Genomic DNA, 26,142 nt, shown 5'->3' with positions numbered 1-26,142 from the left:
ACGCCTGCCCGCCTTTTCCCCTTCACTTATTCTGCATTCCTCATACCTGTGAACCTCCTCACAACGCGCACTCCTTTTAAGGTCTAGCTTCTGTCATCATTTTGATTTTGTTGTATTTATCTGATGAATAAAACAATAGATACCCCACCTTCAAATCAATCATTCCACGGACGCTTTACCCAAAAGGACTTTACCCATGACCGGATTTCCCGCTGCCCGGCAGTTCGATAAAACCGCCATTGGCGGCCCGATTGTTCAGGGCTCGCTCGGCGTGATGATTGGCGCACCTACGGGCGTCGCCTGCTCGGTTTGCCCCGGCGGCGTGCTGGAAGGCAGCCCCGTGAACCCGTCCCTCGGCGCCAAAGTTCTGCCCGGCGAGACCGATATCGCGCTGCCCGCGCCGCTGCCCTTTGCGCTATCGCGTTCTTACAGCAGCTATAAAACGGACACGCCCGCGCCGGTCGGCATGTTCGGCCCGGGCTGGTCGGCGGCGGCGGATATCCGCCTGCAAATCCGTGCAGACGAACTTATCCTTAACGACAATGCCGGGCGCAGCATTCATTTCCACCTGCTTCCGCCCGGCCAGATTGCCTTCAGCCACAGCGAAAAACTCTGGCTGGCGCGCGGCGGCGTGGATAAACAACCTGAAAACCATCCGCTCAGTCCGCTCTGGCGGGCGTTGCCGGAAGCTCTGCGCAACAGCCCGCACTATTATTTTGTGGCCAACGACGCCACCGGACCCTGGTGGATTTTGGGCTGCGTGCAGTTACCCGCAACCGCTGAAGACGTGCTGCCGCGGCCATTGCCATCGTCGCGTGTGCTTTTGGGTTTGTCCGACCGTTTCGGCAATCAGCTTAACTATCACCGCGATGAAGAAGGCGAGTTCGCCGGGCAGATTACCGGCGTCACCGACAGCTGCGGGCGGCGTTTCCGCCTTGAATTAGTCACGCTGCGGGATTTCAGACCCGTTCTGAATACAGCCTGGGGTTCTGACTGTGGCGTGCGGCTTTCCGTCGTCTGGCTGACGAAGGATGCGGCGTTTCCGGATTTGCCGTCAAAACCGCTGGCCCGCTATGACTACACCCCGCGCGGCGAGCTGAAAACCGTGTACGACCGCGCCGGTGAAATTGTCCGCCAGTTTGACTGGCATCCGGAACCAGCCGGCACCGGCCTGATGGTCGCGCACCGCTACGCCGGACGTCCGGCCACGCGCTACGTGTACGACGCGTCCGGCAGGGTTGTTTCGCAGGTGAACCCGGGCGGCCTGAACTATCAGTTTGAATACAGTACGCACCAGACCCGCGTCACCGACAGCCTCGGGCGGCTGCGCGTGTATCATTTTGAGGGCGAGAAAGGGTTGCGGCGCGTGGTCAGGCTCGACAACGCCGACGGCAGTTATGTACAAAGCACCTTCGACAGCCGCGGCGGGCTGACCTCGCAGACTGATACCGCCGGGCGCACCACCGGGTTTCATCTCAACCCGGCCAGCGGCGACCTGACCGAAATCGTCCACCCCGGCGGCGAAAAGCGCAGCCGGTTCAGCTATAACCGCGCCGGGCAGCTGATTACGGCCACCGCGCCCGACGGACGTCAGATACGTAAAGACTACGATTCTTCAGGCCGCCTTACGGCTGAGACCGACGCCCTGAACCAGACCCGCCGCTACCACTACGCCGGCGACAAGAGTGCGCAGCCCTGCGCCACCGAAGACGCGGCAGGCGGACGGCAAACGCTGGAGTGGAACGCATCGGGGCTGCTGGAAAGTTTTACCGACTGTTCCGGTTTCAAAACAGTTTACCGCTATAACCGCGACGGCCAGCCGGTGGAAATCCTGCACGAAGAAGGGATGAAGACCCGCTTTGCGTACGACGCGCGCGGCAGACGGATTGTTCGCGAAGATGCCAGCGGGGCAAGAACCCACGAGGAATACAACGCCGCGGGCGACGTCATCACCGTCACCCGCCCCGACGGCACGCAGTCCACGCAGACTTACGATGAGCGCGGCAACCCGACCTCGCAGACCGAAGGCGGGCTCACTCGGCAGACCGGATTTGACAGCGCGGGCAGACTGGTGCGGCTGGTTAATGAAAACGGCGCAGAAACGCATTTTGCCTACGACGTCATGGACCGCCTGATACAGGAAACCGGCTTTGACGGGCGCGTGCAAAACTATCTGTACGACTTATCAGGACGGCTTATCCGCAGCGACGACGCCGGGCTGATTACGCACTGGCACTACGATGAAGACGGCCAGCTTATCCGCCAGCAGCGCCCGGACACGGACGATGGTCCGGACGAGGTGCTGTGGCAGTACGACGCCGCCGGGCGCGTCAACGAAACCGCCCACCGCAGCGAAACCCATCTGGTCACCGTGCGCTTCCAGTACGACGACAACGATAGCCTGACCGGCGAGCGGCAGATTATCCGCAACGCGCACGGCGATTTGCTGTGGCAGCACACCGTCCGCCACCAGTTCGACCCGCGCGGGTTCGAGGTCTCGGCCCGCTACGACGGCCTGCCGGAAATCCACTGGCAGACCTACGGCCCCGGCCACCTGCTGGGCGTGAAGCTCGGGCACGACGTGGTGCTCGAACTCAGCCGCGACAGGCTGCACCGCGAAACCACCCGCCGGTTCAGCGATAACTGGCAGAGCGAAAACGCCTACTCCCTGACCGGACAGCTCGCCGGCCAGAAGACGCCCGACGTCGGCCACCCGAACCTGATGCGCGATTATCATTACAATACCGCCGGGCAGATGACGAAGATGACCACCGGCCTTGGCGACCATCACTATGCTTATACGCCGGCCGGACGGCTTCAAAGCGTCAGCTCCCCCGACGGCTTTCTCGCCACCCTGACCGACCCCGCCGGCAACCGCAGCGTCACGCACCATGACCTGAACGTGCCGCCGGAAGACGCACGGCCGGTCTGGTACCACAACCGCGTACAGCGCGATGAATGTTACCTTTATGAATACGATAAATTCGGCAACCTGACCGAAAAGCATCCGTTCCACGCGGGCCGGATGCACACCCCGCAGAACGGCGGGGCCATCAGCCATTTGGCCTATGACCAGGCGCACCGACTGACGCGCCTGACAACGGAAGAGGACGGACAGACGCTGATGCGGGCACGTTACATCTACGACCCGCTCGGGCGGCGGGTGGGCAAACACGTCAGCCAGATAAACCCGCAATCCGGCGAAGTACAAACGCAGAATACCTGGTTCGGCTGGGACGGCGACAGGCTGGTGCTGACCGAGAACCGCGACACCCAGCTGCACACCATTTATCACCCGGGCAGCTTCGTCCCGCTGCTGCGCGCGGAGCACGCCCGGATGGAAGACAGCCACCGCACGCTGGCGGAAAAGCTCGAGGAAGACGCCGGCAGCCCGTTCCCCGGCGACATCCATCAGCGCTTTAATGATATCGAAAAGGAAATCCGCCGGAACGACGTCAGCGACGCGCACCTGCAGTGGCTGGCCTCCGTGGGCCTGAAAACCGAAAATCTCGCGCCATGGCTCGAACCGCTGCCGGAAGCCGGTGAACTCAAACTGCACCTGTACCACTGCGACCACCTCGGCACGCCGGTGGCGCTGATTAATCACAAAACCGGCAAGGTGGAATGGGACGCGATTTTAGACGTCTGGGGCAACGCGGTAGATATTTTCAACCCGTACAAACTGCGCCAGCCCATAAGAATGCAGGGCCAGCATTACGACGAGGAATCGGGGCTGCATTACAACCGCCACCGTTATTATGACCCGGCGCAGGGACGGTATATTACGCAGGATCCGATTGGGTTGAGAGGGGGGTGGAATAGATACATATACATTAATAATCCTGTTCAATACATCGATGCCTTGGGACTAAAAGGCTTTGGAATTGGTATATCGCAAACTGGTCAGGCGGCAGAATCAGCTGGTCGTTATTTGTCAGAAAGTGATCGTGAAGGTGCGCTATTAGCGATATCCGGACCTTACTATGCACCAATGTCTGGTTCTATCTCTGTAGATTTGTCATACGCACTTGATTTCTTTATGGGTGGGAACGATTCATATGGCTTAGCTGCTGGAACAAATGTAGGGTCTCCAATCGGCGTGGATCTATGTACCTATCGTTCACTTTGCGAACATGAAGGAATTGGAATTGCGGCCGGAGGCGCATTTACAGGAACTATATCAGGAGGAAGCGTATCTTCCGGAGAAAGCGATCTCGAGGGTTGGGGAGGTGCCGGAGGCTGGTTGGGTAAATTTGGGATAACAGCAATGAAAGATAGTGCAGGGAACAAATCTGGCTCGCTTGGAGCAGGGCCAGGTGCCGGTGCATTTGTAGGGAAAATCACCTGCCACCAATCAACTAAATGTGCTTTCGACTAGGATAGTCATGATAATTTATAATAGCTGTATCAAATACTTTATATTGATCGTCATGATTTTTACAATCGCAGCCTGTGATAGTAAAAACATGCAAGAAGTACAACTTGAAATAAAAACGTTTCAAGCAGAGTACAATGATAATAACCTAAAGGAAATGTATGCAGAGACGTCAAATGATTTCAAAAATGCAATGCCTGAAGGGAACTTTATCATCCTCATGAAGGAAAAGAAGAAAATGTTAGGGCCATATGAAAAATCAAGAGTCCTATACAGTCTAGAGAAGGACAATTCCTTGATTAAAATAACTTATATTTCCGAGTACAAAAAATATATTTTGGCCGAAGAATTTGCTTATAAAAAAAACAAAACAAACAACAAATTTGAGTTATTTAGCTTCTTGGTTGATTCAGGGGGATTTATACAGCCCGTCATGAAAAAATAACACGCTTATAAAAAATGACACCATTGTTAATTATTATACAAAAGTCCTTTCAAAATTAATAAACCAGCACAGGTGCTGGTTTATTAATATCGTTAGAAGATTGTAAACATCGAAAAACTAAAAACCTAAACGCGCTTTCGCATCGGCGATGGCCTGTGCGACTTGTTGCGGAGAAACACCGCCTTTGGCTGCACGTTTGTCGAGGCAGGATTGCAGCTCAAGGATCGGATAAACGTCGTCGCCGATCACGCTGCTGAATTTCTGCAAGTCAGCCAGCGTTAAGGCTTCCAGCGCTTTACCTTGTCTGATGGCTTCGACCACGGCTTCACCGACAATGTGGTGTGCTTCGCGGAACGGCACACCTTTGGCAACCAGATAATCCGCCAGTTCGGTGGAGTTCGCGTACCCCTGCTGCGCGGCTTCTTTGGCACGCGGGCGTTTCACCTGAATGCCATCCAGCACCAGCGACGCCATGTTCAGGCAATCCATCCAGGTGTCGAGCGCGTCGAACAGCCCTTCTTTGTCTTCCTGCATGTCTTTGTTGTACGCCAGCGGCAGACCTTTCATGGTCATCATCATGCCGGTCAGCGCGCCCTGAACACGGCCACATTTACCGCGGATCAGTTCCAGCGCATCCGGGTTTTTCTTTTGTGGCATCAGGGAAGAACCGGAAGTCACGCGGTCGGACAAATCAATAAACGCCGCTTCGCCGGTGTTGAAGAAAATCAGATCTTCGGCGAAACGGGAAAGGTGAACCATGCTGATGGCGGCATTGGACAGCAGCTCCAGCACGTGGTCGCGGTCGGAAACGCTGTCGAGGCTGTTACGGGTTGCCGAAGCAAAACCTAACCAGCCAGCCAGTTGCTCGCGATCCATCGGATACGCAGTACCGGCCAGTGCGCCACAACCCAGCGGGCTGACGTCCAGACGGGTCAGGGTATCTTTCAGACGGCTTTCATCACGCGCCAGCATTTCCACATACGCCATACACCAGTGCGCAAACGTCACCGGCTGCGCGCGTTGCAGGTGCGTATAGCCCGGCATCACGGCATCCTGATTAGCTTCGGCAGTGGCGACCAGCGCCTGTTGCAGATGATGCAGCGCGTCGCCCAGTTCAACCACCTGCGCTTTACACCACAATTTGATGTCAGTTGCGACCTGATCGTTACGGCTGCGGCCGGTGTGCAGTTTCTTGCCCAGATTGCCGACTTTGTCGATCAACTTGCCTTCAACCCAGCTGTGAATATCTTCTGCGTCGCTGGCTAAAATAGCGCGCGGATTGGCACGGACTTCTTCCAGCAGAATGTTCAGCGCTTCTTCGAGCTGAACTTGCTCATCAGCGGTTAACACATTCACGGTCACCAGCGCTTTGGACCAGGCGACGGAGCCCACAATATCCTGCTCTGCCAGCCGGTAGTCGAAACGCAGTGAGTCATTGAGTTCTTTAAACCGCTGATCTGCTGCCTGAGTAAAACGTCCGCCCCAAAGTGCCATTTTCCTGCTCCTGAATTTTTTTATGCAAAAGGGCGCAAACTGCTGCGCTCTGACAAAAGTGTGTACCAAATGCGCCAGACCTTAAATCTGCCGAAGGGCAAACTACGCCAGAATACGTGTGCCGATCGCGACGCCGTTAAAGAGTGCCGGTAACTGCTCGGCGTGACGCCAGCTGGCGATATCCACCGGGCGCCCGAGAGAACGTGCGGCGTCGAGCGCCGCATGAACTTTGACGATCATACCGTCAGTAATAATGCCCTGCTCAATCAGATGTTCAGCTTTCTCCGCACTCATTTCCGGAATGCGCTGGCCTTTGCCATCGAGAATGCCGCTGACGTCAGACAGCAGAATCAAATCCGCGCCCAGCGTCGCCGCCAGAGCCGTTGCAGCCTGATCGGCGTTGACGTTCATCAGCTCGCCGGCTTCGGTGATACCGATAGAGCTGACAATCGGCAGATAGCCCGCAGAGGTCAGGGTATTGATCAGCGCAGGATTACCCGCTTCGGCTTTACCGACGAAGCCCAGGGATTCATCCAGCTGGGTTACGCTGACCGTGCCGCCGTCTGCCAGAGACAGGCCAACGGCGTTAATATGGTTTTTCACCGCCCACGCCAGCAGGGTTTTGTTCGCGCTGCCCGCCAGTGCGCCGGTAATAATGTCAATCTGATCGGCCGGCGTCACACGCAGACCGGCTTTTTTCACGACAGGAAGATTTAGCTTTTTCATCAGCTCATCAACCAGGCAGCCGCCACCGTGAACGATCACCAGCGGGCGATGATATTCCTGACGATAAGCCACGACCGCCATGAACAGGCGCTCAAGTGCTTCTTCATTATCCAGCAACACACCACCTAACTTGATGACTAACGGATTCATAGCTGTTCGCGCCTCGACCGATTGATTATGTTAATTAATAACAATGCGTTTAATTTAATCTACCATCCCTGAACGTCTGAATAAACGCTCAGGGACGCGTGTTTTCTGTTTGCTGACAATCTGAGGATTGTTAAAGCAGGGATTGTGTTTCCGGGAAGCCAAAGCGGATATTCATGCACTGCACAGCCTGCGCGGACGCTCCTTTCAGAACGTTATCTTCCGTCGCCACCACAATCAGATGTTCGCCTTTCACCGCGAAGCCGATATCACAGAACGGCAGACCGACCACGTCTTTCAGCGCCGGAACGCCCTTGGTATACAGACGCACCAGCGGTTTGTCGTGATACGCATTGTGGAAAGCTTCCGCCACATCCTCCTCCGTCACACCCGCATTCAGGCGGCAGGTAATGGTCGCGAGAATACCGCGCGGGAAGTTACCCAGATGTGGCGTGAAAATCACCGGCACGCCAAGATGCTCGGCGATTTCCGGCTGATGGCGATGGCTGAACAGTTTGTATGGCTGAAGGCTGACTTCACAGAAGCTGTTGCCCAACGTGGCTTTGCGGCCTGCACCGCTGACGCCGCTGGTGGCGTTGATCACCGGCCACTGGCTGTCATTGAGCAAACTGTTTTCGATAAGCGGTTTCAGCGCCAGCTGGGAAGCGGTCGGGTAACAACCCGGCACAGCAATCAGCTGCGCATCTTTTAATTTGTCAGCCTGCCATTCGGCCAGGCCGTACACGGCTTTATCGAGCAAATCGAGATGCTGATGCTCAAAGCCGTAAAATTCGGTATAGAACTCAGGTTTGCTTACGCGGAAAGCACCGGACAGATCGAACACCACGCAACCGCCCGCCAGAAACTGCGGCGCTAAATCGTGGCTGACTTCATGCGCGGTCGCCAGAAACACCACATCGACGCCTTTCGCCGCTTCCTCCACGTCTTTGAGCGGCAAAACAGGCAGATCGACGATGCCTTTCAATTGAGGGTGCAAATCGGAAAGCAATTTTCCTGCATCTGCACTTTGCGCTGAAACCGTTAAACCGGTTATGTTCATATGTGGGTGGCGGTTCAGATAGGCCGCGAGTTCAGCTCCGGCATAACCTGTGGCACCAACAATCAGCGTATTCAACATAGGGACTGTTCACCTTCTCAATTTTGGGTAAGGAGCCGGATAATTATTCTGGTTTCCTTACGCACTGGCTTATTGTATTTTTATTCACAATTATTGCATGAATATGAATACTACCCTAACTAAAGGCTGTCAACAGTGAAGATGAAATTACCTCCTTTTATTGAGCTCTATCGGGCGTTAATCGCAACCCCTTCCATCAGCGCAACGGACGCTGCTTTGGACCAGAGCAATGAGACGCTAATCCATTTACTGGCAGGCTGGTTCGGTGATTTAGGCTTCAACGTTGAAGTGCAGCCCGTTCCAGGTACGCGCAATAAATTCAATATGTTAGCCAGTACCGGTCACGGCGCAGGCGGCTTACTGCTGGCCGGTCATACCGATACCGTTCCGTTCGATGACGGACGCTGGACACGCGATCCTTTCACCCTCACTGAGCATGAAAATAAGCTCTATGGTTTGGGTACTGCCGACATGAAAGGTTTCTTCGCGTTTATCCTCGATTCACTGCGCGATGTCGATCTGACCAAACTGACTAAACCGCTGTATATTTTAGCGACAGCAGATGAAGAAACGACGATGGCCGGTGCCAGCTACTTCTCCAAAAACGCGAAAATTCGTCCGGACTGCGCAATCATCGGCGAACCGACCTCACTGAAACCGGTTCGTGCGCACAAAGGCCATTTGTCGAATGCCATCCGCATCACCGGTCAGTCCGGCCATTCCAGCGATCCGTCTCGCGGCGTGAACGCCATCGAACTGATGCACGAGTCGATTACCCATCTGATGACGCTGCGCAATACGCTGAAAACCCGTTACAACCACAGTGGTTTTGTGATCCCGTATCCGACCATGAACTTCGGTTATATCAACGGCGGCGACGCGCCAAACCGTATTTGCGCCTGCTGCGAAATGCACATGGATATTCGTCCGCTACCGGGCCTGACGCTGGCCGATATCAATGGCCTGCTCAACGAAGCGCTGGAGCCTGTCAGCCAGCGCTGGCCGGGCCGTCTGGCTATCGAAGAACTGCATCCGCCGATCCCGGGTTATGAATGCCCGCCGGATCACCCGCTGGTTCAGGTGGTGGAAAAACTGCTGGGTGTTGAAACCGAAATCGTGAACTACTGCACCGAAGCGCCGTTCATTCAGGAACTGTGCCCGACGCTGGTTCTGGGGCCGGGTTCTATCGATCAGGCACACCAGCCAGATGAATATATTGATACCGCGTTCATAAAACCGACACGCGAGCTGATTTCTCAGGTCGTTCATCACTTCTGTTATCACTGATCCTGAATCAGGGTTGATGAAGAAACAATCAGGGCGCTTCCGGGCGCCCTTTGATACTGTACAAATGATGGATTAGCCAAACTGATATCGTCGCGGTTGTAATTAAATTTCAGCGACATCGCCAAAAAGACCATTTTTAACGTGAGTGATCGGGTGTTTTTGGGTTAAAACAGGTGCGGTATTTAAAAAGTATGGCCAGGTTGGCGGGTGAACGGGGCATGAATGCCTGACGGGTGAAAGTTATTTACAGAATATAAAAATCAAACGAGAGAACGGGTCAGAGGTGATATGAACGAACAATATTCCGCAATGCGAAGTAATGTCAGTATGTTAGGTAAATTGCTGGGCGACACGATCAAAGATACGTTGGGAGAACATATCCTGGATCGTGTTGAGAAAATCCGTAAGTTGTCCAAATCCTCACGTGCAGGAAATGATGCTGATCGTCAGGAATTGCTGTCAACGCTGCAAAATCTCTCGAATGATGAGTTGTTGCCTGTTGCCCGTGCTTTCAGCCAGTTTCTGAATTTAGCCAACGTAGCTGAGCAATATCACAGCATTTCGCCACACGGCGAGGCTGCCAGCAACCCTGAAGCTCTGGCACAATTGTTCGATCGTCTGAAATCCAAAAATCTCTCTGAACAACAATTACGTGACGCCGTTGACCAGCTTTCTATCGAACTGGTGCTGACCGCGCACCCGACGGAAATCGCCCGCCGCACGCTTATCCACAAACTGGTGGAAGTGAATAATTGCCTCAAACAACTCGACCATAACGATCTGGCCGATTACGAGCGCAAACAAATTATGCGCCGCCTGCGTCAGTTAATTGCGCAGTCATGGCACACCGACGAAATCCGTAAAAACCGCCCTTCTCCGGTTGATGAAGCCAAATGGGGTTTTGCGGTGGTCGAAAACAGCCTGTGGGAAGGCGTTCCTGCTTTCCTGCGTGAACTGAACGAGCAGCTTGAGACGTCACTGAATTACAAAATGCCGGTGGAAGCCGTGCCGGTGCGTTTCACTTCCTGGATGGGTGGCGACCGCGACGGTAACCCGAACGTGACAGCTGATATTACCCGCCACGTTCTGTTGCTGAGCCGCTGGAAAGCCACCGATCTGTTCCTGCGCGATATCGCTGTGCTGGTTTCAGAACTCTCCATGACCGAATGTACGCCGGAACTGCGCGAGCGGGCCGGTGGTGTCGATATCCTCGAGCCGTACCGCGAAATCATGAAACAGCTGCGTACCCAGCTGACCACCACGCAGGTGTATCTCGAAGCCCGTCTGAAAGGCGAACGCGTTGCGCGTCCTCATGATTTGCTGGTGAAAAACGAGCAACTCTGGGCACCGCTTTATGCCTGTTACCAGTCGCTGCTGGCCTGCAATATGGGCATCATCGCGAACGGTCAGTTGCTCGATACCCTGCGCCGCGTACGCTGTTTTGGCGTGCCGCTGGTGCGTATCGACGTGCGTCAGGAAAGTACCCGTCATACCGACGCGATCGCTGAAATCACCCGTTATCTGGGGCTGGGCGATTACGAAAGCTGGTCAGAATCCGACAAACAGGCGTTCCTGATCCGCGAACTGAATTCACAACGTCCGCTGGTGCCACGCCACTGGGAACCGAGCGCAGATACCAAAGAAGTGCTCGATACCTGCCAGGTGATTGCGGAAGCGCCGGAAGGCTCTATCGCCGCTTACGTCATTTCCATGGCGCGCACTCCGTCCGACGTGCTGGCCGTGCATCTGCTGCTTAAAGAAGCCGGTTGTCCGTTCCCGATGCCGGTTGCGCCGCTGTTCGAAACGCTGGATGACCTCAATAACGCCGACGACGTGATGAAGCAGTTGCTGAGCATCGACTGGTATCGCGGCTTCATTCAGGGCAAACAAATGGTGATGATTGGCTATTCCGACTCCGCGAAAGACGCGGGCGTGATGGCCGCTTCCTGGGCGCAGTACCGCGCGCAAGACGCATTAATCAAAACCTGTGAGAAAGCCGGTGTGGCGCTGACGCTGTTCCACGGACGCGGCGGTTCTATCGGCCGTGGCGGTGCGCCTGCGCAAGCTGCGCTGCTCTCTCAGCCACCGGGCAGCCTGAAAGGTGGCCTGCGCGTGACTGAACAGGGCGAAATGATCCGCTTTAAATTTGGTCTGCCGGAAGTCACCATCAGCAGTCTGGCGCTGTATACCTCCGCCATTCTGGAAGCCAACCTGCTGCCACCGCCAGAGCCGAAAAAAGCCTGGGTGGACATCATGGAACAGCTGTCTGACGTTTCCTGCAAAATGTACCGCGGCTATATTCGCGAGAATAAAGACTTCGTGCCTTACTTCCGCGCAGCGACGCCGGAGCAGGAACTGGCGAAACTGCCGCTGGGTTCACGTCCGGCAAAACGTAAGGCCAACGGCGGCGTGGAAAGTCTGCGTGCGATTCCGTGGATCTTCGCCTGGACGCAAAACCGTCTGATGCTGCCAGCCTGGCTGGGCGCAGGTGCCGGTTTGCAGGCCGTCGTCGATGACGGGAAACGCGATGAGCTGGAAGCGATGTGCCACGACTGGCCATTCTTCTCCACGCGTATCGGTATGCTGGAAATGGTGTTCGCCAAAGCCGACCTGTGGCTGGCGGAATACTACGATCAGCGCCTGGTCGAAAAAGAATTGTGGCCGCTGGGCGCGAAACTGCGTGAACAGCTGGCAGGCGATATCAAAGTGGTGCTGGCGATTTCCAACGACGATCATCTGATGGAAGATTTGCCGTGGATTGCTGAATCTATCGCACTGCGTAACGTCTACACCGACCCGCTGAACGTGCTTCAGGCTGAGTTGTTGCACCGTTCGCGCGAGCTGGAAAAAGACGGCAAGCAGGATGCGAATGTCGAACAGGCATTGATGGTAACCATCGCAGGCGTTGCGGCCGGTATGCGCAACACCGGCTAGTTCAGCCGCAGAGCCCAAAGAAAAACCCGCGAATTCGCGGGTTTTTTGCTTTGTGCATTCCAGAAATTATTTACTTACGCACGAACCGGAACCGCGATGTCAGGGCGAACACCCAGTGTATGGCAAATCGCGTAGCTCATTTCGGCACGGTTCAGGGTGTAGAAATGGAAGTCCTTCACGCCTTCGCGGCTGAGGATTTTCACCATGTCCATCGCGATATTTGCGCCGACCATTTTGCGGGTTTCCGCATCATCGTCCAGCCCTTCAAACTGACTGTTCATCCAGTTCGGGACACGCACGTTAGTCATGGTGGCAAAACGCGTCAGCTGTTTGAAGTTGGAAACCGGCAAAATGCCCGGCACGATCTCAACATCAATGCCCTGACCCGCACAGCGGTCACGAAAACGCAGATAGCTTTCTACGTCGAAGAAAAATTGTGTAATGGCGCGGCTGGCACCGGCGTCGATTTTACGCTTCAGGTTGATCAAATCTGCCTGTGCGCTTTTGGCCTCCGGGTGAACTTCCGGGTAAGCCGCCACGGAAATATCGAAATCACCCACTTCTTTCAGCAGATGCACCAGATCGGTTGCATACATATCCGGTTTGCCGCCGCCCGCCGGTAAATCCCCGCGCAGCGCGACGATATGACGGATGCCGCTTTCCCAGTAATCCTGCGCAATCTGGCGCAGTTCATCACGGCTTGCATCGATACAGGTCAGGTGCGGAGCCGCTTCTAAACCCGTGCGCTCTTTAATGCCTTTGATGATGCTGTGCGTGCGGTCGCGCTCGCCGGAGTTAGCACCGTAGGTCACGGACAAAAACTTAGGCTTGAGGCTGCTGAGGCGGTCGATGGAGCTCCACAACGTATCTTCCATCTCGCTGGTGCGCGGCGGGAAAAACTCGAAAGAAACGTTAATCTGACCCTGCAACTCTGCCAGATTCTGATTCAGCGCCTCGCGCTGGTTAGCGTGGAAAAAGCTCATAAACACTACCTCATGGATCACTGCGTTTTAATTATTGGCTTATATGGTAAGCGTCTAGACGTCTAAACGTATGGATAGACAATGGAGGAAGTGAGCAAAACTGTCAACTGCAAAAATGCATCTGAGTGTGATTAATCTTCACTCAAATTGAAGGAATTTCATGTTGGGGGAAAGTGCAGAGGAGAAGATGAGGAGAAGTCTGAAAGCACCCTTCCGGCAGGAACCGGAAGGGTGTAGGTTTTTAAAGCAGCTGAGTCAACCGGTTAAGGTCAGATTGCAGTGCGCCAGCGGTAACATCACGCCCGGCACCTGGCCCGCGGATGACCAGCGGGTTATCGCGATACCAGCGGCTTTCGATGGCAAAAACGTTATCACACGGCAGTAACGCGGCCAGAGGGTGATCCTCACGAACCGCTTCAACGCCAACGCGCGCTTTACCGTTGGCATCGAAACGCGCCACATAACGCAGCACCAGACCCATTTCGCGCGCAGCTTCCAGACGCTGGAGCATTTGCTGATTCAGCGCTTCGCCGTCCTCAAAGAACTGATCGACGGAACCCGTTTCACAACCAGCCGGGACCAGAGATTCCACACGAACCTGCGTCGGTTCGATGTCATAACCCGCTTCACGCGCCAGGATCACCAGTTTACGCATCACGTCCTGACCGGATAAATCATCGCGTGGATCAGGCTCTGTCAGCCCCTGCTGCCACGCCAGATCCACCAGTTCGGTGAACGGCAGCGTGCCGTCAAATTGCAGGAACAGCCAGGATAACGTGCCGGAGAAGATTCCGCTGATTGCCAGAATGCTGTCGCCGCTGTCACGTAAATCGCGCACGGTATGGTTAACCGGCAACCCCGCGCCCACGGTCGCGTTGTACAACCAGTGACTGTCGGTTTTAGAGAACGCATCGCGGATCTGACGGTATTTATTCGTCCCGGATGCGCCCGCCAGTTTATTCGCACTGATCACATGGAAACCGTAGCTGGCGAAATCCAGATACTGATCGGCCAGTTCTGCGCTCGCCGTGACATCCAGCACCACCAGATCATCATAAGGGTGCGCGCGCATCCACAGGAACAGCGATTCTTCGTCGTGCGTCTGGGATTCGTCGTCGAAGAAGGCCAGCGCACGGCTTGCGTCCAGACCTTCGTAATTGAGCAGGCTGCGTTTGCTGTCTACCACACCGGCCAGCACGAATTCGAAACCGCTGCGGGCAGAAATATTCTTTTGTTCACGGGCAAACAGTTCCAGCCAGCGTGAACCGATATTGCCTTTACCAAACAGCATCAGACCAATTTGTTTTTCAGCGCGGAACAGGGTTTTATGCAGCCCCTGAATCAGATGAGCAGTCGGGCCGACGCGCAGAACCGCCACCAGACTGATGCCGTCTTCCGACTGCCAGATGAATTCGATCGGCTGATCTTTCATTTCCTGATAGAAACGGTGGCTGTGCAGCGGGTTTTTACACACGCCCGCACCGACCAGCGCCACCATTGCCAGCCCTTCACGCAGCGTCAGACGCCCCGGCAATGCGGCATCTTCCAGCACCTGCAAGGCGCTCCCCGCTACTTCGGAGGTATAACAAAATTGCAGCAGATTGCGGTCAGGATGCACACCGGTACACAGCGGTTTGATCTGCGCACGCTTGAGCAGCAACTCAACATCTTTTTGTGCCAGCGCAAAATCATGCGCAGACGGAATAGCCATTTCGATCAGGCAAATATCATCGTGGCTGGTGACAATTTTTGCGCCCGTGCCGGAAGCCAGTACGCGTTCGATACGCGTCGAGCCCTGCTCCGGTTTGTAGCTACAGCGCAGCTGTAAATCGATATCGCTGCCGGAAACCGGCTGCAAAGTGCGGGTATGCAAGACCGGTGCGGCCAGACGCGCCAGTTCACTGGCTTCATCCAGACGCAGCAGCGGCAACAGGCAGGCATCTTTCACTTTACGGGGATCGGCGCTGTAAACCCCGGCGACGTCACTCCAGATGGTAACGCGGCTGGCGTTCGCCAGTGCGCCAATCTGGGTGGCGGAATAGTCGCTGCCGTTACGGCCAAGCAGAACGGTTTCACCGGCGTCACTGCGGGCGATAAACCCGGTCACCACCAGATATTGCTGAGGATGCTGCGCGATAAGCTGTTGCAGAAGCGGATAAGAACGCCCTTCATCTACCTGAGGCTGAGCCGCGCGTTCAGCACGCAGAAATTCGCGCGCATCCAGCCAGGCGGCAGGCAGCTCCATTTTGCACAACACGGCAGACATCAGCCGTGCAGACCAGATTTCGCCATGACCGACGACTTCTGCGTAAACCGCATCGGTCATCTTGTCATCGAGCAAAACAGCCAGACGTTCGAGGTCATGAATAAAAGAAGCAATAAGCGGTTCTGCCATTTCCGGCGGAAGCAGGCCGGAAATCAAATCACTCTGATACCGGCGCAAGGCCTGCTGAACCTGATGCGCGGAAAGCCGGTCGGTCTGGCTCAGTTTCAGCCAGCTGATCAGCTGGTTGGTCGTGCTGCCCGCCGCCGACACCACCATCATGTCGCCCGGCTTTGCGTACTCAGCCATAATACCTGCGACGCGCAGATAACATTTCACGTCAGCCAGGCTGCTGCCACCAAATTTGTGCAACTGCCGGCTTCCCGCCGGCGCTGCAACCGCTATTGCATTCATACTTACCTCGTTGCCACTGACTGGAATGCGTGTTCCAGATCAGCAATCAAATCTTCGCTGTCTTCAAGACCTACAGAAATACGGAGCAAGCTGTCAGAAATCCCGGCGGCTTTACGCGCTTCCGGCGCCATGCCAGCGTGTGTCATGGTTGCCGTATGAGAAATCAGGCTTTCGACGCCTCCCAGTGATTCTGCGAGGGTAAATAACTTCAATTCTTTCAGGAAATGACGCAACTGCGCTTCATCTCCGTTAAATTCAAAACTGATCATGGCCCCGAAGCCACGTTGCTGACGGCGGGCAATTTCATGCCCCTGGTTTTCCGGCAGCGACGGATGATACAGCTTTTTGACCTGCGACTGTTTTTGCAAATACGCCACAATCGCCAGCGCATTTTCCTGCTGTTGTTTTACGCGAACCGTCAGCGTACGCAGGCCACGCAACAGAAGGTAGCTGTCAAACGCCGCGGCGGTTACGCCGATATTGTTCGCCCACCACGCCAGTTCAGTTGCATGCTCTGCGGTCTTAGATATTACCGTACCGGCGACCACATCAGAATGCCCATTCAGATATTTCGTACAGGAATGTACAACTAAATCCGCCCCCAGCTTCAGCGGGTTTTGCAGCGCCGGGCTCAGGAACGTGTTATCCACCACGGTCAGTGCGCCAGCCGCGTGAGACGCCGCGCAAATCGCCTCGATATCGACCACACGCAGCAGCGGGTTGCTTGGGGATTCAATCAGCACCAGTTTTGGTTTTTCCTTCAGCGCTTCGGCCAGCGCCTGAGGGTCACCCTGATCGACAAACAGCACGCGGTACGCACCGCGCTTACTCAGGCTGTCGAACAGGCGGTAGCTGCCGCCGTAGCAATCGTGCGGCGCAACCAGCAAATCGCCAGGTTTGAGAAACACCGTACACACCAGATGGATTGCGGACATCCCGCTGCTGGTGAGCACCGCGCCCGCTCCGCCTTCCAGTTCGGCCAGCGCACGCTGAGCGATATCACGCGTCGGATTTCCGCGACGTGAATAGTCATGGGCTCTCGGCTGATTGAAATCTTCAAAGTTGTAAGTGCTGGAAAGGGCGATAGGCGGAACTACACAACCATATTGCTGATCATTGTTCAGGCCACTGCCTACGGCAATGGTGGCTTGCTTGTGCGTCATAGTCGTTTCTTCCTGACGAAATGCGGAGGATGAGGGTGTAAAGAGTAACGCCCGGAATTATAGACGTCAATACATCTGGACATCTAAACTTCTTTGCGTATAGATTGAGCAACAGAGCAATACCCGCTAAAATTATGACGTTAATGAAGATGTCCGGCAGATCCGTTGCGTGAAGCAGTTAAGCGCAAGGTGACAAAATGAACAATGCCGCAGGGCAAATCGTGAGATATCCCTGTAAAATGACGACATTTATTTAGTGAGAACAGTGAAAATCGGGCATAATCACGCGGTTTTCAGTATTTTATTTTTTGATAAATTTAAGGTGTCCCATGGCTGAGTGGAACGGCGAATATGTCAGCCCTTACGCTGAACACGGTAAGAAAAGTGAGCAAGTTAAGAAAATCACGGTATCCATTCCGCTGAAAGTCCTGAAAATTCTCACCGATGAACGCACCCGTCGTCAGGTGAATAACCTGCGTCATGCGACTAACAGTGAATTATTGTGTGAAGCTTTCCTGCATGCGTTCACCGGTCAGCCTTTGCCGAATGACGAAGACCTGCGTAAAGAACGCAGTGACGAAATCCCGGAAGCGGCGAAGATCCTGATGCGTGAACTGGGTGTTGATCCTGATACCTGGGAATATTGAGAAACGCTGAGATTTTCTGACAGCCCCGTGCAATTCATTGTGCGGGCTTTTGGCGAGCGGGCGATCAATAGAACGTTTTGAATCACTGAAGGTTTTGTCTGGCGGGAAGTGAAACGACAGGCAACAAAAAAGGCGCCAAAGGCGCCTTTTTTTGCTCTCAAGCGTAGCTTATTTGCTGCTTGGAACGCTGAAACGCTTGTTGAAGCGGTCAACGCGGCCACCGGTAGCCACTTCACGTTGCTTACCAGTGTAGAACGGGTGGCATTCGCCACAAACGTCCAGGTTCAGATCGTGACCCACAGTTGAGTGAGTTTTGATTACGTTACCGCATGAGCAAGATGCAGTAACTTCTACATATTTAGGGTGAATACCTTTTTTCATGGAAAACCTCTTCTTAAGGCCGCGTCGCTATCCAACCCTGTTCTGTCAGACACCACGCGTAGTGGATGATAGGCTTTGAGTGCGAAATGCACCAAAGGCGGCGAATCATACAGAATCTCTGAGAACCGCGCAATGATGTTCATGCATTTCGAAGGACACAGTGTACACTATCTCGTCATTTTTTTATAGTCTGGACCCACAATGCCTGTTGCCCACGTCGCGTTACCTGTTCCACTTGCCCGTACTTTCGATTACCTCCTGCCGCCTGGATTGCAGGTTTCTCAGGGTTGTCGGGTCAGTGTGCCTTTCGGTAAACGCGACGCTATTGGCATTGTCACGCGCGTCAGCGACTCGAGCGAATTTGGCCTGGATAAGCTGAAACCCGTGCGTGAAGTCCTCGACTCTTCCAGCCTGTTCACGCCCGATCTGTGGCGCATCCTGCTGTGGGCTGCCGACTATTATCATTTCCCGATTGGCGAAGTGTTGTTTCACGCGCTGCCGGTGTTGTTACGTCAGGGGAAACCCGCTGAACTGACGCCGCTCTGGCAATGGTTTGCCACCGAACAGGGGCGCGCCACGCCGCTCGACAGCCTGAAACGTGCGCCAAAACAGCAACAGGCGATGGCGGCACTGATCCAAAAACCGCTATATCGCCATCAGGTTGCTGACCTCGATCTGACCGATACCGCCTTGCAGACACTGCGGGCGAAAGGGCTGACGGATTTACGCAGCATCGCACCTGCCACACAAGACTGGCGCAAAGATTTCTCCGTCGTGGGCGAACGCCTGCGACTGAATACCGAACAGGCCACCGCCGTCGGTGCCATCCGCAGTGAAGATCAGCAGTTCTCTGCCTGGCTGCTGGCCGGTGTAACCGGTTCGGGTAAAACCGAAGTGTATCTGAGCGTGCTGGAAAATATTCTCGCGCAGGGCCGTCAGGCGCTGGTGATGGTGCCGGAAATCGGCCTGACGCCGCAGACCATCGCGCGTTTTCGCGAACGTTTCAGCGCGCCGGTCGATGTCTTGCATTCCGGTCTCAACGACAGCGAACGGCTTTCCGTGTGGCTGCGGGCGCGTAATGGTGAAGCCGGAATTGTGATCGGCACGCGCTCATCGTTGTTCACACCGTTTGCACGTCTGGGCGTCATCATTATCGATGAAGAACACGACAGCTCTTATAAGCAGCAGGAAGGCTGGCGTTATCACGCGCGGGATCTCGCGGTGTATCGCGCCCACGCGGAAAACATTCCCATTATTATGGGCTCGGCAACGCCTGCGCTGGAAACGCTGCACAACGTGGAACTGGGTAAATATCGCCAGCTGAAGCTGACCAAGCGCGCCGGTAACGCCAAACTCGCGCGGCAAAATTTGCTGGATTTAAAAGGGTTGCAGCTGAAAGTCGGGCTTTCCCAGCCACTGATTCAGCGCATGCAGGAACATCTTAAAGCCGACAATCAGGTCATGCTGTTTCTCAACCGCCGAGGCTATGCGCCTGCCCTGCTCTGCCACGAATGTGGATGGATTGCTGAATGTCAGCGCTGCGATCACTATTACACGCTGCACCAGAATCAGCGCCAGCTACGTTGCCACCATTGCGACAGCCAGCGTGCCGTGCCGCATCAGTGCCCGCATTGCGGATCGACGCAACTGGTGTCAGTTGGCGTCGGCACCGAGCAGCTGGAAAACGAGCTGGCGCCGCTGTTCCCCGATACGCCAATCACCCGCATTGACCGCGATACCACCAGCCGCAAAGGCTCGCTGGAACAGCATCTTAATGAAGTCCATCGCGGTGGCGCACGTATTCTTATCGGCACGCAAATGCTGGCGAAAGGCCATCATTTCCCGGATGTCACGCTGGTCTCGCTGCTGGACGTTGACGGCGCGCTGTTCTCGGCGGATTTCCGTTCAGCAGAACGTTTTGCCCAGCTTTATACTCAGGTTTCAGGCCGTGCCGGTCGTGCAGGTAAACAAGGTGAAGTGGTTCTGCAAACGCATCACCCTGAACATCCGCTGTTGCAGGTTCTGTTGCAGCAAGGCTACGACGAATTCGCAAAACAGACGCTTGCCGAGCGCAAGAGCGTCTTTCTGCCGCCTTACACCAGCCACATTATGATCCGCTCAGAAGACCACGATAATCAGCAGTCGGCGCTGTTCCTGCAACAGTTGCGAAATCTGCTGGAATCCAGCCCGCTGAAAGATGATTCGTTGTGGATTTTAGGGCCGGTGCCCGCTCTGGCGGCCAAGCGTAACGGACGTTTCCGCTGGCAGCTGTTATTGCAGCATCCTTCCCGCCGCGTTTTGCAGCATCTGATCAAAAGTTCTCAGCCGCAGATTGCCAGCCTGCCGCAGGCTAAAAAAGTGAAATGGACGCTGGATGTCGATCCGATCGATAGCTAATCCGCATAAATAGTCAGGATTTCTGCGTGATGGATCGAAAAAAGCATCTGCATCACACTTTTAATGCAAATTAGGTAACAAATCCTACTCACATTCTGTTTAGAATGTGATGAGCTACACAGCATGGGTAGCCAGGTGAGGAATGTGGATGTTGTTGTGTCAGTTTGATGCTGTTGCAAGGAGAGATGCGTTGGATCACAAGAAAGAATTACCCGCCGCGACAATGAAAGATGTGGCAGAACAGGCAGGCGTTTCAACAGCAACGGTATCCCGCGCGTTAATGAACCCGGAGAAAGTTTCCGCCTCTACCCGTCAGAAGGTCGATCAGGCGGTGATGGCCGTAGGGTATTCTCCTCATGCTTTGTCCCGAAACCTGAAGCGCAACGAATCGCGAACCATTCTGGTGATCGTCCCGGACATCTGCGATCCGTTTTTCGCCGATCTGATCAAAGGGATCGAACACACTGCCGCCGAAAGCGGTTATCTGGTGCTGATTGGCGACTGCGCTCAGCAAAACCAGCAGGAAAAAACCTTTATCAATCTGATCATCACCAAACAGATTGATGGCATGTTGCTGCTCGGTTCCGATTTACCTTTCGATGCCAGTAAAGAAGAACAACGCAACCTGCCACCGATGGTGATGGCCAATGAATTTGCGCCCGAACTGGAACTGCCGACGGTTCATATCGATAACCTGACTGCCGCGTTTGAAGCGGTGCATTATCTGCTCAATCTGGGCCACCAGCGTATTGCCTGTATCGAAGGGCCGAAACACATGCCACTGTGCCAGTATCGCTCGCAAGGTTATGTGCAGGCGCTGCGCCGCAACGGGATCAGCGTCGAAAATGCATTAACCGCTCAGGGCGATTTTACCTACGAATCCGGCGCGCGGGCGGTCAGCGAACTGATGGCGCTGCCTTCTCCGCCAACGGCCATCTTCTGCCATAACGACATTATGGCGATCGGTGCGATGTTCCAGGCGAAGAAAATGGGTTTGCGTATTCCGCAGGATTTATCGGTTGTCGGCTTCGATGACATCAAAGCCAGCCAGTTTACCGATCCTCCGCTGACCACCGTCGCGCAGCCAAGATTCCAGCTTGGCCGTCAGGCTATGTTATTATTACTTGAGCAGTTACAGGGAAATCCGGTACAAAACGGTTCGCTTCTGCTTGATAGTGAGCTGGTCGTCCGCGAAAGCACGGCAGCCCCGAAAGCGTGAGTCAGTTTTTGATTTGTTATATATGCAGGGTTAAGTAACATGACGCACTTCTTCATTCATCACGACACAGCGAAACGATAGTGGCACAAAGAGACTATGTAAGCCGTGGGCGCTCAGGAGCGCGGCGGAAAAGTACCAGCCGGAGTAAAAAACGCAGTTCCCCAACGATCTCCAAAACCATGGTGGTTTTAGCCGTTGCGGTACTGGTGGTGTTTGTCGGTGGCCTCTATTTTATTGCGCACAATAAACATGAAGAAGCGGCAGTACTGCCGACGCATGCTGTTCGTCCGGGTAACGGATTACCGCCGAAGCCTGAAGAGCGCTGGCGTTATATCAAGGAACTGGAAAACCGTCAGATGGGCGTCACCACGCCGACAGAACCGACGGCAGGCGGTCAGGTTGAATCCAAAACTCAGCTGACGCCGGAACAACGACAGCTTCTCGAACAAATGCAGGCCGATATGCGCCAGACGCCAACACAGCTGTCTGAAGTGCCGTATAACGACCCAAGTCAGGTCGCCACGCGTCCGGCACAAACGCAGCGCCAGGTTCAGCAACAGCAGCCGACTTATGCCCAGCAGCAGCCGGTGCAGACACAGCCGCGTCAGGTTCAGCAGCCAACGTACACGCCGCAAACGCAGCCAGTTCGCGCGCCGCAGGCTCAGGTACAAACTCAGCCTGTTCAGCCAAAACCTAAGCCACAGGTGAAAGAACCGGTCAGAGAAGTGCCGAAAGAACAACCGAAAGCACAGCAACCGGCCGCCATCACACAGGCAGCGCCAGAGAAACCGAAAGAGCAGGAAAAAACCCAGCGCTTTATGGTGCAGTGCGGTTCGTTCAAAGGTGCCGATCAGGCGGAATCCCAGCGCGCCAAGCTGGCATTCGAAGGATTTGAAGGTCGAATCACCACCGGCGGCGGCTGGAATCGTGTCGTGATTGGCCCATACAACAATCGCTCCGGTGCAGACAGCACCTTATCCCGCCTGAAGAGCGCAGGCATCTCCGGTTGCATTCCCCTCGCAACCGGGGGTTGAAAACCCTTAATCCTTCCCCAATCTATACTTTCAATATGCCCCGTAAGTTTGTGAGACACGCAAAGTGTCCCACAAGCCTGCGGGGATCTTTTCCGTCTGCAACGAGGAACCGCTCGTGACAACAATTGTAAGTGTACGCCGCAACGGCAAGGTCGTTATCGGTGGTGATGGCCAGGCCACATTGGGAAATACCGTCATGAAGGGCAACGTCAAGAAAGTACGTCGCCTGTACAACGACAAAGTGATCGCTGGTTTTGCTGGCGGTACCGCTGACGCCTTCACGCTGTTTGAGCTGTTCGAACGCAAACTGGAAATGCACCAGGGTCATCTGGTAAAAGCCGCCGTTGAGCTGGCTAAAGACTGGCGTACCGACCGTATGCTGCGCCGTCTCGAAGCGCTGCTGGCCGTGGCGGATGAAAATGCCTCGCTGATTATCAGTGGTAACGGCGACGTCATCCAGCCTGAAAACGACCTGATCGCGATTGGTTCCGGTGGCCCGTATGCCCAGGCCGCTGCCCGTGCTTTGCTGGAAAACTCAGAGCTTGGCGCACGTGATATCGTGGAAAAATCGCTGAGTATTGCGGGTGATATCTGCATCTACACCAACCAATTCCACACCATCGAAGAATTGTCTTCTAAAGCGTAAGGATCGAAAATTATGTCTGAGATGACCCCGCGCGAGATTGTCAGCGAGTTAGACAGCTACATCATTGGCCAGGATAAAGCGAAACGCGCTGTTGCGATCGCCCTGCGTAACCGCTGGCGCCGTATGCAGCTTGATGAAGCGCTGCGCCACGAAGTCACCCCAAAAAATATTCTGATGATCGGCCCGACCGGTGTCGGTAAAACCGAAATCGCCCGTCGTCTGGCTAAACTGGCTAACGCGCCGTTCATCAAAGTCGAAGCAACCAAGTTCACCGAAGTGGGCTACGTCGGGAAAGAAGTGGATTCAATTATCCGTGATCTGACCGATGCCGCCGTGAAAATGGTCCGTCTGCAATCCATCGATAAGAACCGCTTTCGCGCCGAAGAAATGGCCGAAGAACGTATCCTCGATGTGCTTATCCCGCCGGCGAAAAATAACTGGGGCCAGGCTGACGAAGCGCATGAGCCTTCTGCCGCGCGCCAGAACTTCCGCAAGAAATTGCGTGAAGGCCAGCTCGACGACAAAGAAATCGAAATCAATCTGGCGGCTGCGCCAGTTGGTGTTGAAATCATGTCCCCTCCGGGCATGGAAGAGATGACCAACCAGCTGCAATCCATGTTCCAGAACATGGCCGGACAGAAGCAGAAACCGCGCAAACTGAAAATCAAAGAAGCTTACAAGCTGCTGGTTGAAGAAGAAGCGGCGAAACTGGTGAACCCGGAAGAGCTGAAAGAACAGGCGATTGAAGCCGTTGAACAGCACGGCATCGTGTTCATCGATGAGATCGACAAAATCTGTAAACGCGGCCAGAGTTCAGGCCCGGATGTGTCACGCGAAGGCGTTCAGCGCGATCTCCTGCCACTGGTGGAAGGTTGTACCGTTTCCACTAAGCACGGCATGGTGAAAACGGACCACATTCTGTTTATCGCTTCCGGCGCGTTCCAGACGGCCAGCCCGTCAGACCTGATCCCGGAATTGCAGGGTCGTCTGCCAATTCGCGTTGAGCTACAGGCGCTGTCGACTGAAGACTTCGAACGTATTCTGACTGAGCCAAGTGCATCCCTGACTCATCAGTACAAAGCATTGATGGCGACCGAAGGTGTGACCATTGATTTCACGGCTGACGGCATCCGTCGTATCGCGGAAGCGGCATGGCAGGTGAACGAAACCACCGAGAACATTGGCGCACGTCGTCTGCACACGGTTCTGGAGCGCCTGATGGAAGATATTTCCTACGACGCCAGCGAAAGCAACGGTATCTCCATAAACATTGATGCAGATTATGTTAGAAGCCACCTTGATCAGCTGGTAGCTGATGAAGATCTGAGCCGTTTTATCTTATAATTTGCTCATACGTTCCGAAAGTGATCTTCAGGGAGGCGTTTGCCTCCCTGATTTTTTTTAGATTTCGGACTGACTGTTCACCTGAGCGAAATCACCTATGAGCACAATGACTCCCTGCACCCCGACCACGCCTGCCCGCGCATGGCTTGAAAGCCTGCGTCCTAAAACGCTGCCTCTGGCTTTTGCCTCAATTGTCATGGGTTCGGCGATTGCCAGCCTGCAAGGCGTTTTCCATCCGCTCATCGCGCTGCTGGCGTTGCTGACGGCGGGTTGTCTGCAAATCCTGTCTAATCTGGCCAATGATTATGGCGATGCCGAAAAAGGCAGTGATACGCCGGATCGCGTCGGGCCGTTGCGCGGGATGCAAAAAGGGATGATTACCGCCGCGCAGATGAAGCGCGCGATTATCCTGACCATCGCCCTGACGCTCGTGTGCGGTATTGCGCTTATCGCTGTCGCCTGCCACAAACCGAGCGATGTCGTGGGCTTTGTGATCCTCGGCCTTCTCTCGATTGGCGCGGCCATCACATATACCGTCGGCACACGCCCTTACGGTTATATGGGGCTGGGTGATATTTCCGTTTTGATTTTCTTTGGATGGATCAGCGTCGCCGGGACATTCTATTTGCAGGCGGGATATTTTGACTGGATTGTGATGCTGCCGGCCACCGCAACGGGATTGCTCTCGACGGCGGTGCTGAATATCAACAATTTGCGCGATATCGAAACCGATCGCGCCAACGGCAAAAACACGCTGGCGGTTCGCCTCGGGCCGGAGAATGCCCGCAATTATCACACGTTTATTTTGGCCGCCGCCACGCTGTGCCTGGCCATTTTTTCCGCCGTGTATTTGCACCACTGGACCGGCTGGTTATTTATTCTGGCCGTACCGATGCTGGTGACTCACGTCATCCGCGTGAGAAAGTCCAAAACATCTTTGGAAGTGCGTCCGCTGCTCGAACATATGGTGAAAACGGCGTTACTGACTAACGTGTTGTTTGCGGTGGGTCTGTTACTCAATTGAATAAAAGTGGCCTGATGTGCGTTTATCGGGCCGCTTTTCACATTTAACAATTGATGATTTTGCCAACATCCGCCCGAAAGG

Annotated in this window: 18 protein-coding genes; 11 read left to right on the top strand and 7 right to left on the bottom strand. The window is 54.7% G+C overall.

The window, feature by feature from the left end; genetic code table 11:
* The first annotated feature begins 196 nt into the window (after positions 1 to 196).
* Positions 197 to 4,378: an RHS repeat-associated core domain-containing protein gene (locus IV433_RS23495; RefSeq protein WP_195816160.1), complete on the top strand. Its 4,182-nt coding sequence runs from the start codon at positions 197 to 199 to the stop codon at positions 4,376 to 4,378.
* Positions 4,379 to 4,466: 88 nt separating this feature from the next.
* Positions 4,467 to 4,820, top strand: a complete 354-nt coding sequence (locus IV433_RS23490; protein ID WP_195816159.1) for a hypothetical protein — start codon at positions 4,467 to 4,469, stop codon at positions 4,818 to 4,820.
* A gap of 117 nt (positions 4,821 to 4,937) precedes the next feature.
* Here IV433_RS23490 and argH read toward each other — a convergent pair whose 3' ends face one another.
* From argH to argC, 3 genes are all read right to left on the bottom strand, one after another.
* A complete protein-coding gene (argH, locus tag IV433_RS23485) occupies positions 4,938 to 6,314 on the bottom strand; it encodes an argininosuccinate lyase (protein ID WP_195816158.1) in 1,377 nt (458 codons plus the stop codon).
* A gap of 102 nt (positions 6,315 to 6,416) precedes the next feature.
* Complete coding sequence (argB, locus tag IV433_RS23480) at positions 6,417 to 7,190, bottom strand: acetylglutamate kinase (RefSeq protein WP_101079876.1); 774 nt, start codon at positions 7,188 to 7,190, stop codon at positions 6,417 to 6,419.
* 130 nt (positions 7,191 to 7,320) lie between these two features.
* Positions 7,321 to 8,325 (bottom strand): N-acetyl-gamma-glutamyl-phosphate reductase, encoded by a 1,005-nt coding sequence (gene argC, locus IV433_RS23475; RefSeq protein ID WP_195816157.1) that lies wholly within the window; start codon positions 8,323 to 8,325, stop codon positions 7,321 to 7,323.
* A 135-nt stretch (positions 8,326 to 8,460) separates the two neighbouring features.
* Between argC and argE the strand changes: the two genes are divergently transcribed.
* Entirely contained in the window at positions 8,461 to 9,612 is a 1,152-nt protein-coding gene (gene argE / locus IV433_RS23470; RefSeq protein ID WP_101079878.1) for an acetylornithine deacetylase, read from the top strand.
* A gap of 288 nt (positions 9,613 to 9,900) precedes the next feature.
* A complete protein-coding gene (ppc, locus tag IV433_RS23465; RefSeq protein ID WP_195816156.1) occupies positions 9,901 to 12,546 on the top strand; it encodes a phosphoenolpyruvate carboxylase in 2,646 nt (881 codons plus the stop codon).
* A gap of 74 nt (positions 12,547 to 12,620) precedes the next feature.
* Here the strand turns inward: ppc and metF are convergent, their stop codons facing one another.
* From metF to metB, 3 genes are all read right to left on the bottom strand, one after another.
* Positions 12,621 to 13,529: a methylenetetrahydrofolate reductase gene (gene metF / locus IV433_RS23460; protein WP_195816155.1), complete on the bottom strand. Its 909-nt coding sequence runs from the start codon at positions 13,527 to 13,529 to the stop codon at positions 12,621 to 12,623.
* A 241-nt stretch (positions 13,530 to 13,770) separates the two neighbouring features.
* Positions 13,771 to 16,206: a bifunctional aspartate kinase/homoserine dehydrogenase II gene (locus IV433_RS23455; RefSeq protein ID WP_195816154.1), complete on the bottom strand. Its 2,436-nt coding sequence runs from the start codon at positions 16,204 to 16,206 to the stop codon at positions 13,771 to 13,773.
* Positions 16,207 to 16,208: 2 nt separating this feature from the next.
* Positions 16,209 to 17,369, bottom strand: coding sequence for a cystathionine gamma-synthase (metB, locus tag IV433_RS23450; RefSeq protein WP_195816153.1), 1,161 nt, complete (start codon positions 17,367 to 17,369; stop codon positions 16,209 to 16,211).
* A gap of 329 nt (positions 17,370 to 17,698) precedes the next feature.
* Here metB and metJ point away from each other — a divergent pair, with 329 nt between their 5' ends.
* Complete coding sequence (gene metJ, locus IV433_RS23445; RefSeq protein ID WP_004392248.1) at positions 17,699 to 18,016, top strand: met regulon transcriptional regulator MetJ; 318 nt, start codon at positions 17,699 to 17,701, stop codon at positions 18,014 to 18,016.
* A gap of 168 nt (positions 18,017 to 18,184) precedes the next feature.
* Here metJ and rpmE read toward each other — a convergent pair whose 3' ends face one another.
* Positions 18,185 to 18,397, bottom strand: coding sequence for a 50S ribosomal protein L31 (gene rpmE / locus IV433_RS23440; RefSeq protein WP_152325030.1), 213 nt, complete (start codon positions 18,395 to 18,397; stop codon positions 18,185 to 18,187).
* 201 nt (positions 18,398 to 18,598) lie between these two features.
* On the opposite strand from rpmE, the gene priA reads away from it, so the two are divergent.
* From priA to IV433_RS23410, 6 genes are all read left to right on the top strand, one after another.
* On the top strand, positions 18,599 to 20,794 hold the full coding sequence (gene priA / locus IV433_RS23435; RefSeq protein WP_195816152.1) for a primosomal protein N': 2,196 nt from the start codon (positions 18,599 to 18,601) through the stop codon (positions 20,792 to 20,794).
* Between the two features lie 190 nt (positions 20,795 to 20,984).
* The gene (gene cytR, locus IV433_RS23430) at positions 20,985 to 22,013 is read left to right on the top strand and encodes a DNA-binding transcriptional regulator CytR (protein WP_195816151.1); all 1,029 of its coding nucleotides are present in this window, start codon (positions 20,985 to 20,987) and stop codon (positions 22,011 to 22,013) included.
* A gap of 80 nt (positions 22,014 to 22,093) precedes the next feature.
* Entirely contained in the window at positions 22,094 to 23,047 is a 954-nt protein-coding gene (gene ftsN, locus IV433_RS23425; protein WP_195816150.1) for a cell division protein FtsN, read from the top strand.
* A gap of 115 nt (positions 23,048 to 23,162) precedes the next feature.
* Positions 23,163 to 23,693, top strand: a complete 531-nt coding sequence (hslV, locus tag IV433_RS23420) for an ATP-dependent protease subunit HslV (protein ID WP_056774599.1) — start codon at positions 23,163 to 23,165, stop codon at positions 23,691 to 23,693.
* A 12-nt stretch (positions 23,694 to 23,705) separates the two neighbouring features.
* Positions 23,706 to 25,037 (top strand): HslU--HslV peptidase ATPase subunit, encoded by a 1,332-nt coding sequence (hslU, locus tag IV433_RS23415; RefSeq protein WP_152325025.1) that lies wholly within the window; start codon positions 23,706 to 23,708, stop codon positions 25,035 to 25,037.
* Between the two features lie 97 nt (positions 25,038 to 25,134).
* Positions 25,135 to 26,061 (top strand): 1,4-dihydroxy-2-naphthoate polyprenyltransferase, encoded by a 927-nt coding sequence (locus IV433_RS23410; RefSeq protein ID WP_195816149.1) that lies wholly within the window; start codon positions 25,135 to 25,137, stop codon positions 26,059 to 26,061.
* The last annotated feature ends 81 nt before the right edge of the window (positions 26,062 to 26,142 follow it).

The sequence above is a fragment of the Rahnella laticis genome, assembly GCF_015644585.1.
Classification (GTDB): Bacteria; Pseudomonadota; Gammaproteobacteria; order Enterobacterales; family Enterobacteriaceae; genus Rahnella; species Rahnella laticis.
Note: the sequence above shows the minus strand (reverse complement) of the source record. Positions and strands in the feature narration are given on the sequence as shown.

Excerpts from the sequence above, each read along its gene's own strand:
- IV433_RS23495 (WP_195816160.1), top strand. The coding sequence starts at position 197 with ATGACCGGATTTCCCGCTGCCCGGCAGTTCGATAAAACCGCCATTGGC.
- IV433_RS23490 (WP_195816159.1), top strand. The coding sequence starts at position 4,467 with ATGCAAGAAGTACAACTTGAAATAAAAACGTTTCAAGCAGAGTACAAT.
- argH (WP_195816158.1), bottom strand. The coding sequence starts at position 6,314 with ATGGCACTTTGGGGCGGACGTTTTACTCAGGCAGCAGATCAGCGGTTT.
- argB (WP_101079876.1), bottom strand. The coding sequence starts at position 7,190 with ATGAATCCGTTAGTCATCAAGTTAGGTGGTGTGTTGCTGGATAATGAA.
- argC (WP_195816157.1), bottom strand. The coding sequence starts at position 8,325 with ATGTTGAATACGCTGATTGTTGGTGCCACAGGTTATGCCGGAGCTGAA.
- ppc (WP_195816156.1), top strand. The coding sequence starts at position 9,901 with ATGAACGAACAATATTCCGCAATGCGAAGTAATGTCAGTATGTTAGGT.
- metF (WP_195816155.1), bottom strand. The coding sequence starts at position 13,529 with ATGAGCTTTTTCCACGCTAACCAGCGCGAGGCGCTGAATCAGAATCTG.
- IV433_RS23455 (WP_195816154.1), bottom strand. The coding sequence starts at position 16,206 with ATGAATGCAATAGCGGTTGCAGCGCCGGCGGGAAGCCGGCAGTTGCAC.
- metB (WP_195816153.1), bottom strand. The coding sequence starts at position 17,369 with ATGACGCACAAGCAAGCCACCATTGCCGTAGGCAGTGGCCTGAACAAT.
- metJ (WP_004392248.1), top strand. The coding sequence starts at position 17,699 with ATGGCTGAGTGGAACGGCGAATATGTCAGCCCTTACGCTGAACACGGT.
- rpmE (WP_152325030.1), bottom strand. The coding sequence starts at position 18,397 with ATGAAAAAAGGTATTCACCCTAAATATGTAGAAGTTACTGCATCTTGC.
- priA (WP_195816152.1), top strand. The coding sequence starts at position 18,599 with ATGCCTGTTGCCCACGTCGCGTTACCTGTTCCACTTGCCCGTACTTTC.
- hslU (WP_152325025.1), top strand. The coding sequence starts at position 23,706 with ATGTCTGAGATGACCCCGCGCGAGATTGTCAGCGAGTTAGACAGCTAC.
- IV433_RS23410 (WP_195816149.1), top strand. The coding sequence starts at position 25,135 with ATGAGCACAATGACTCCCTGCACCCCGACCACGCCTGCCCGCGCATGG.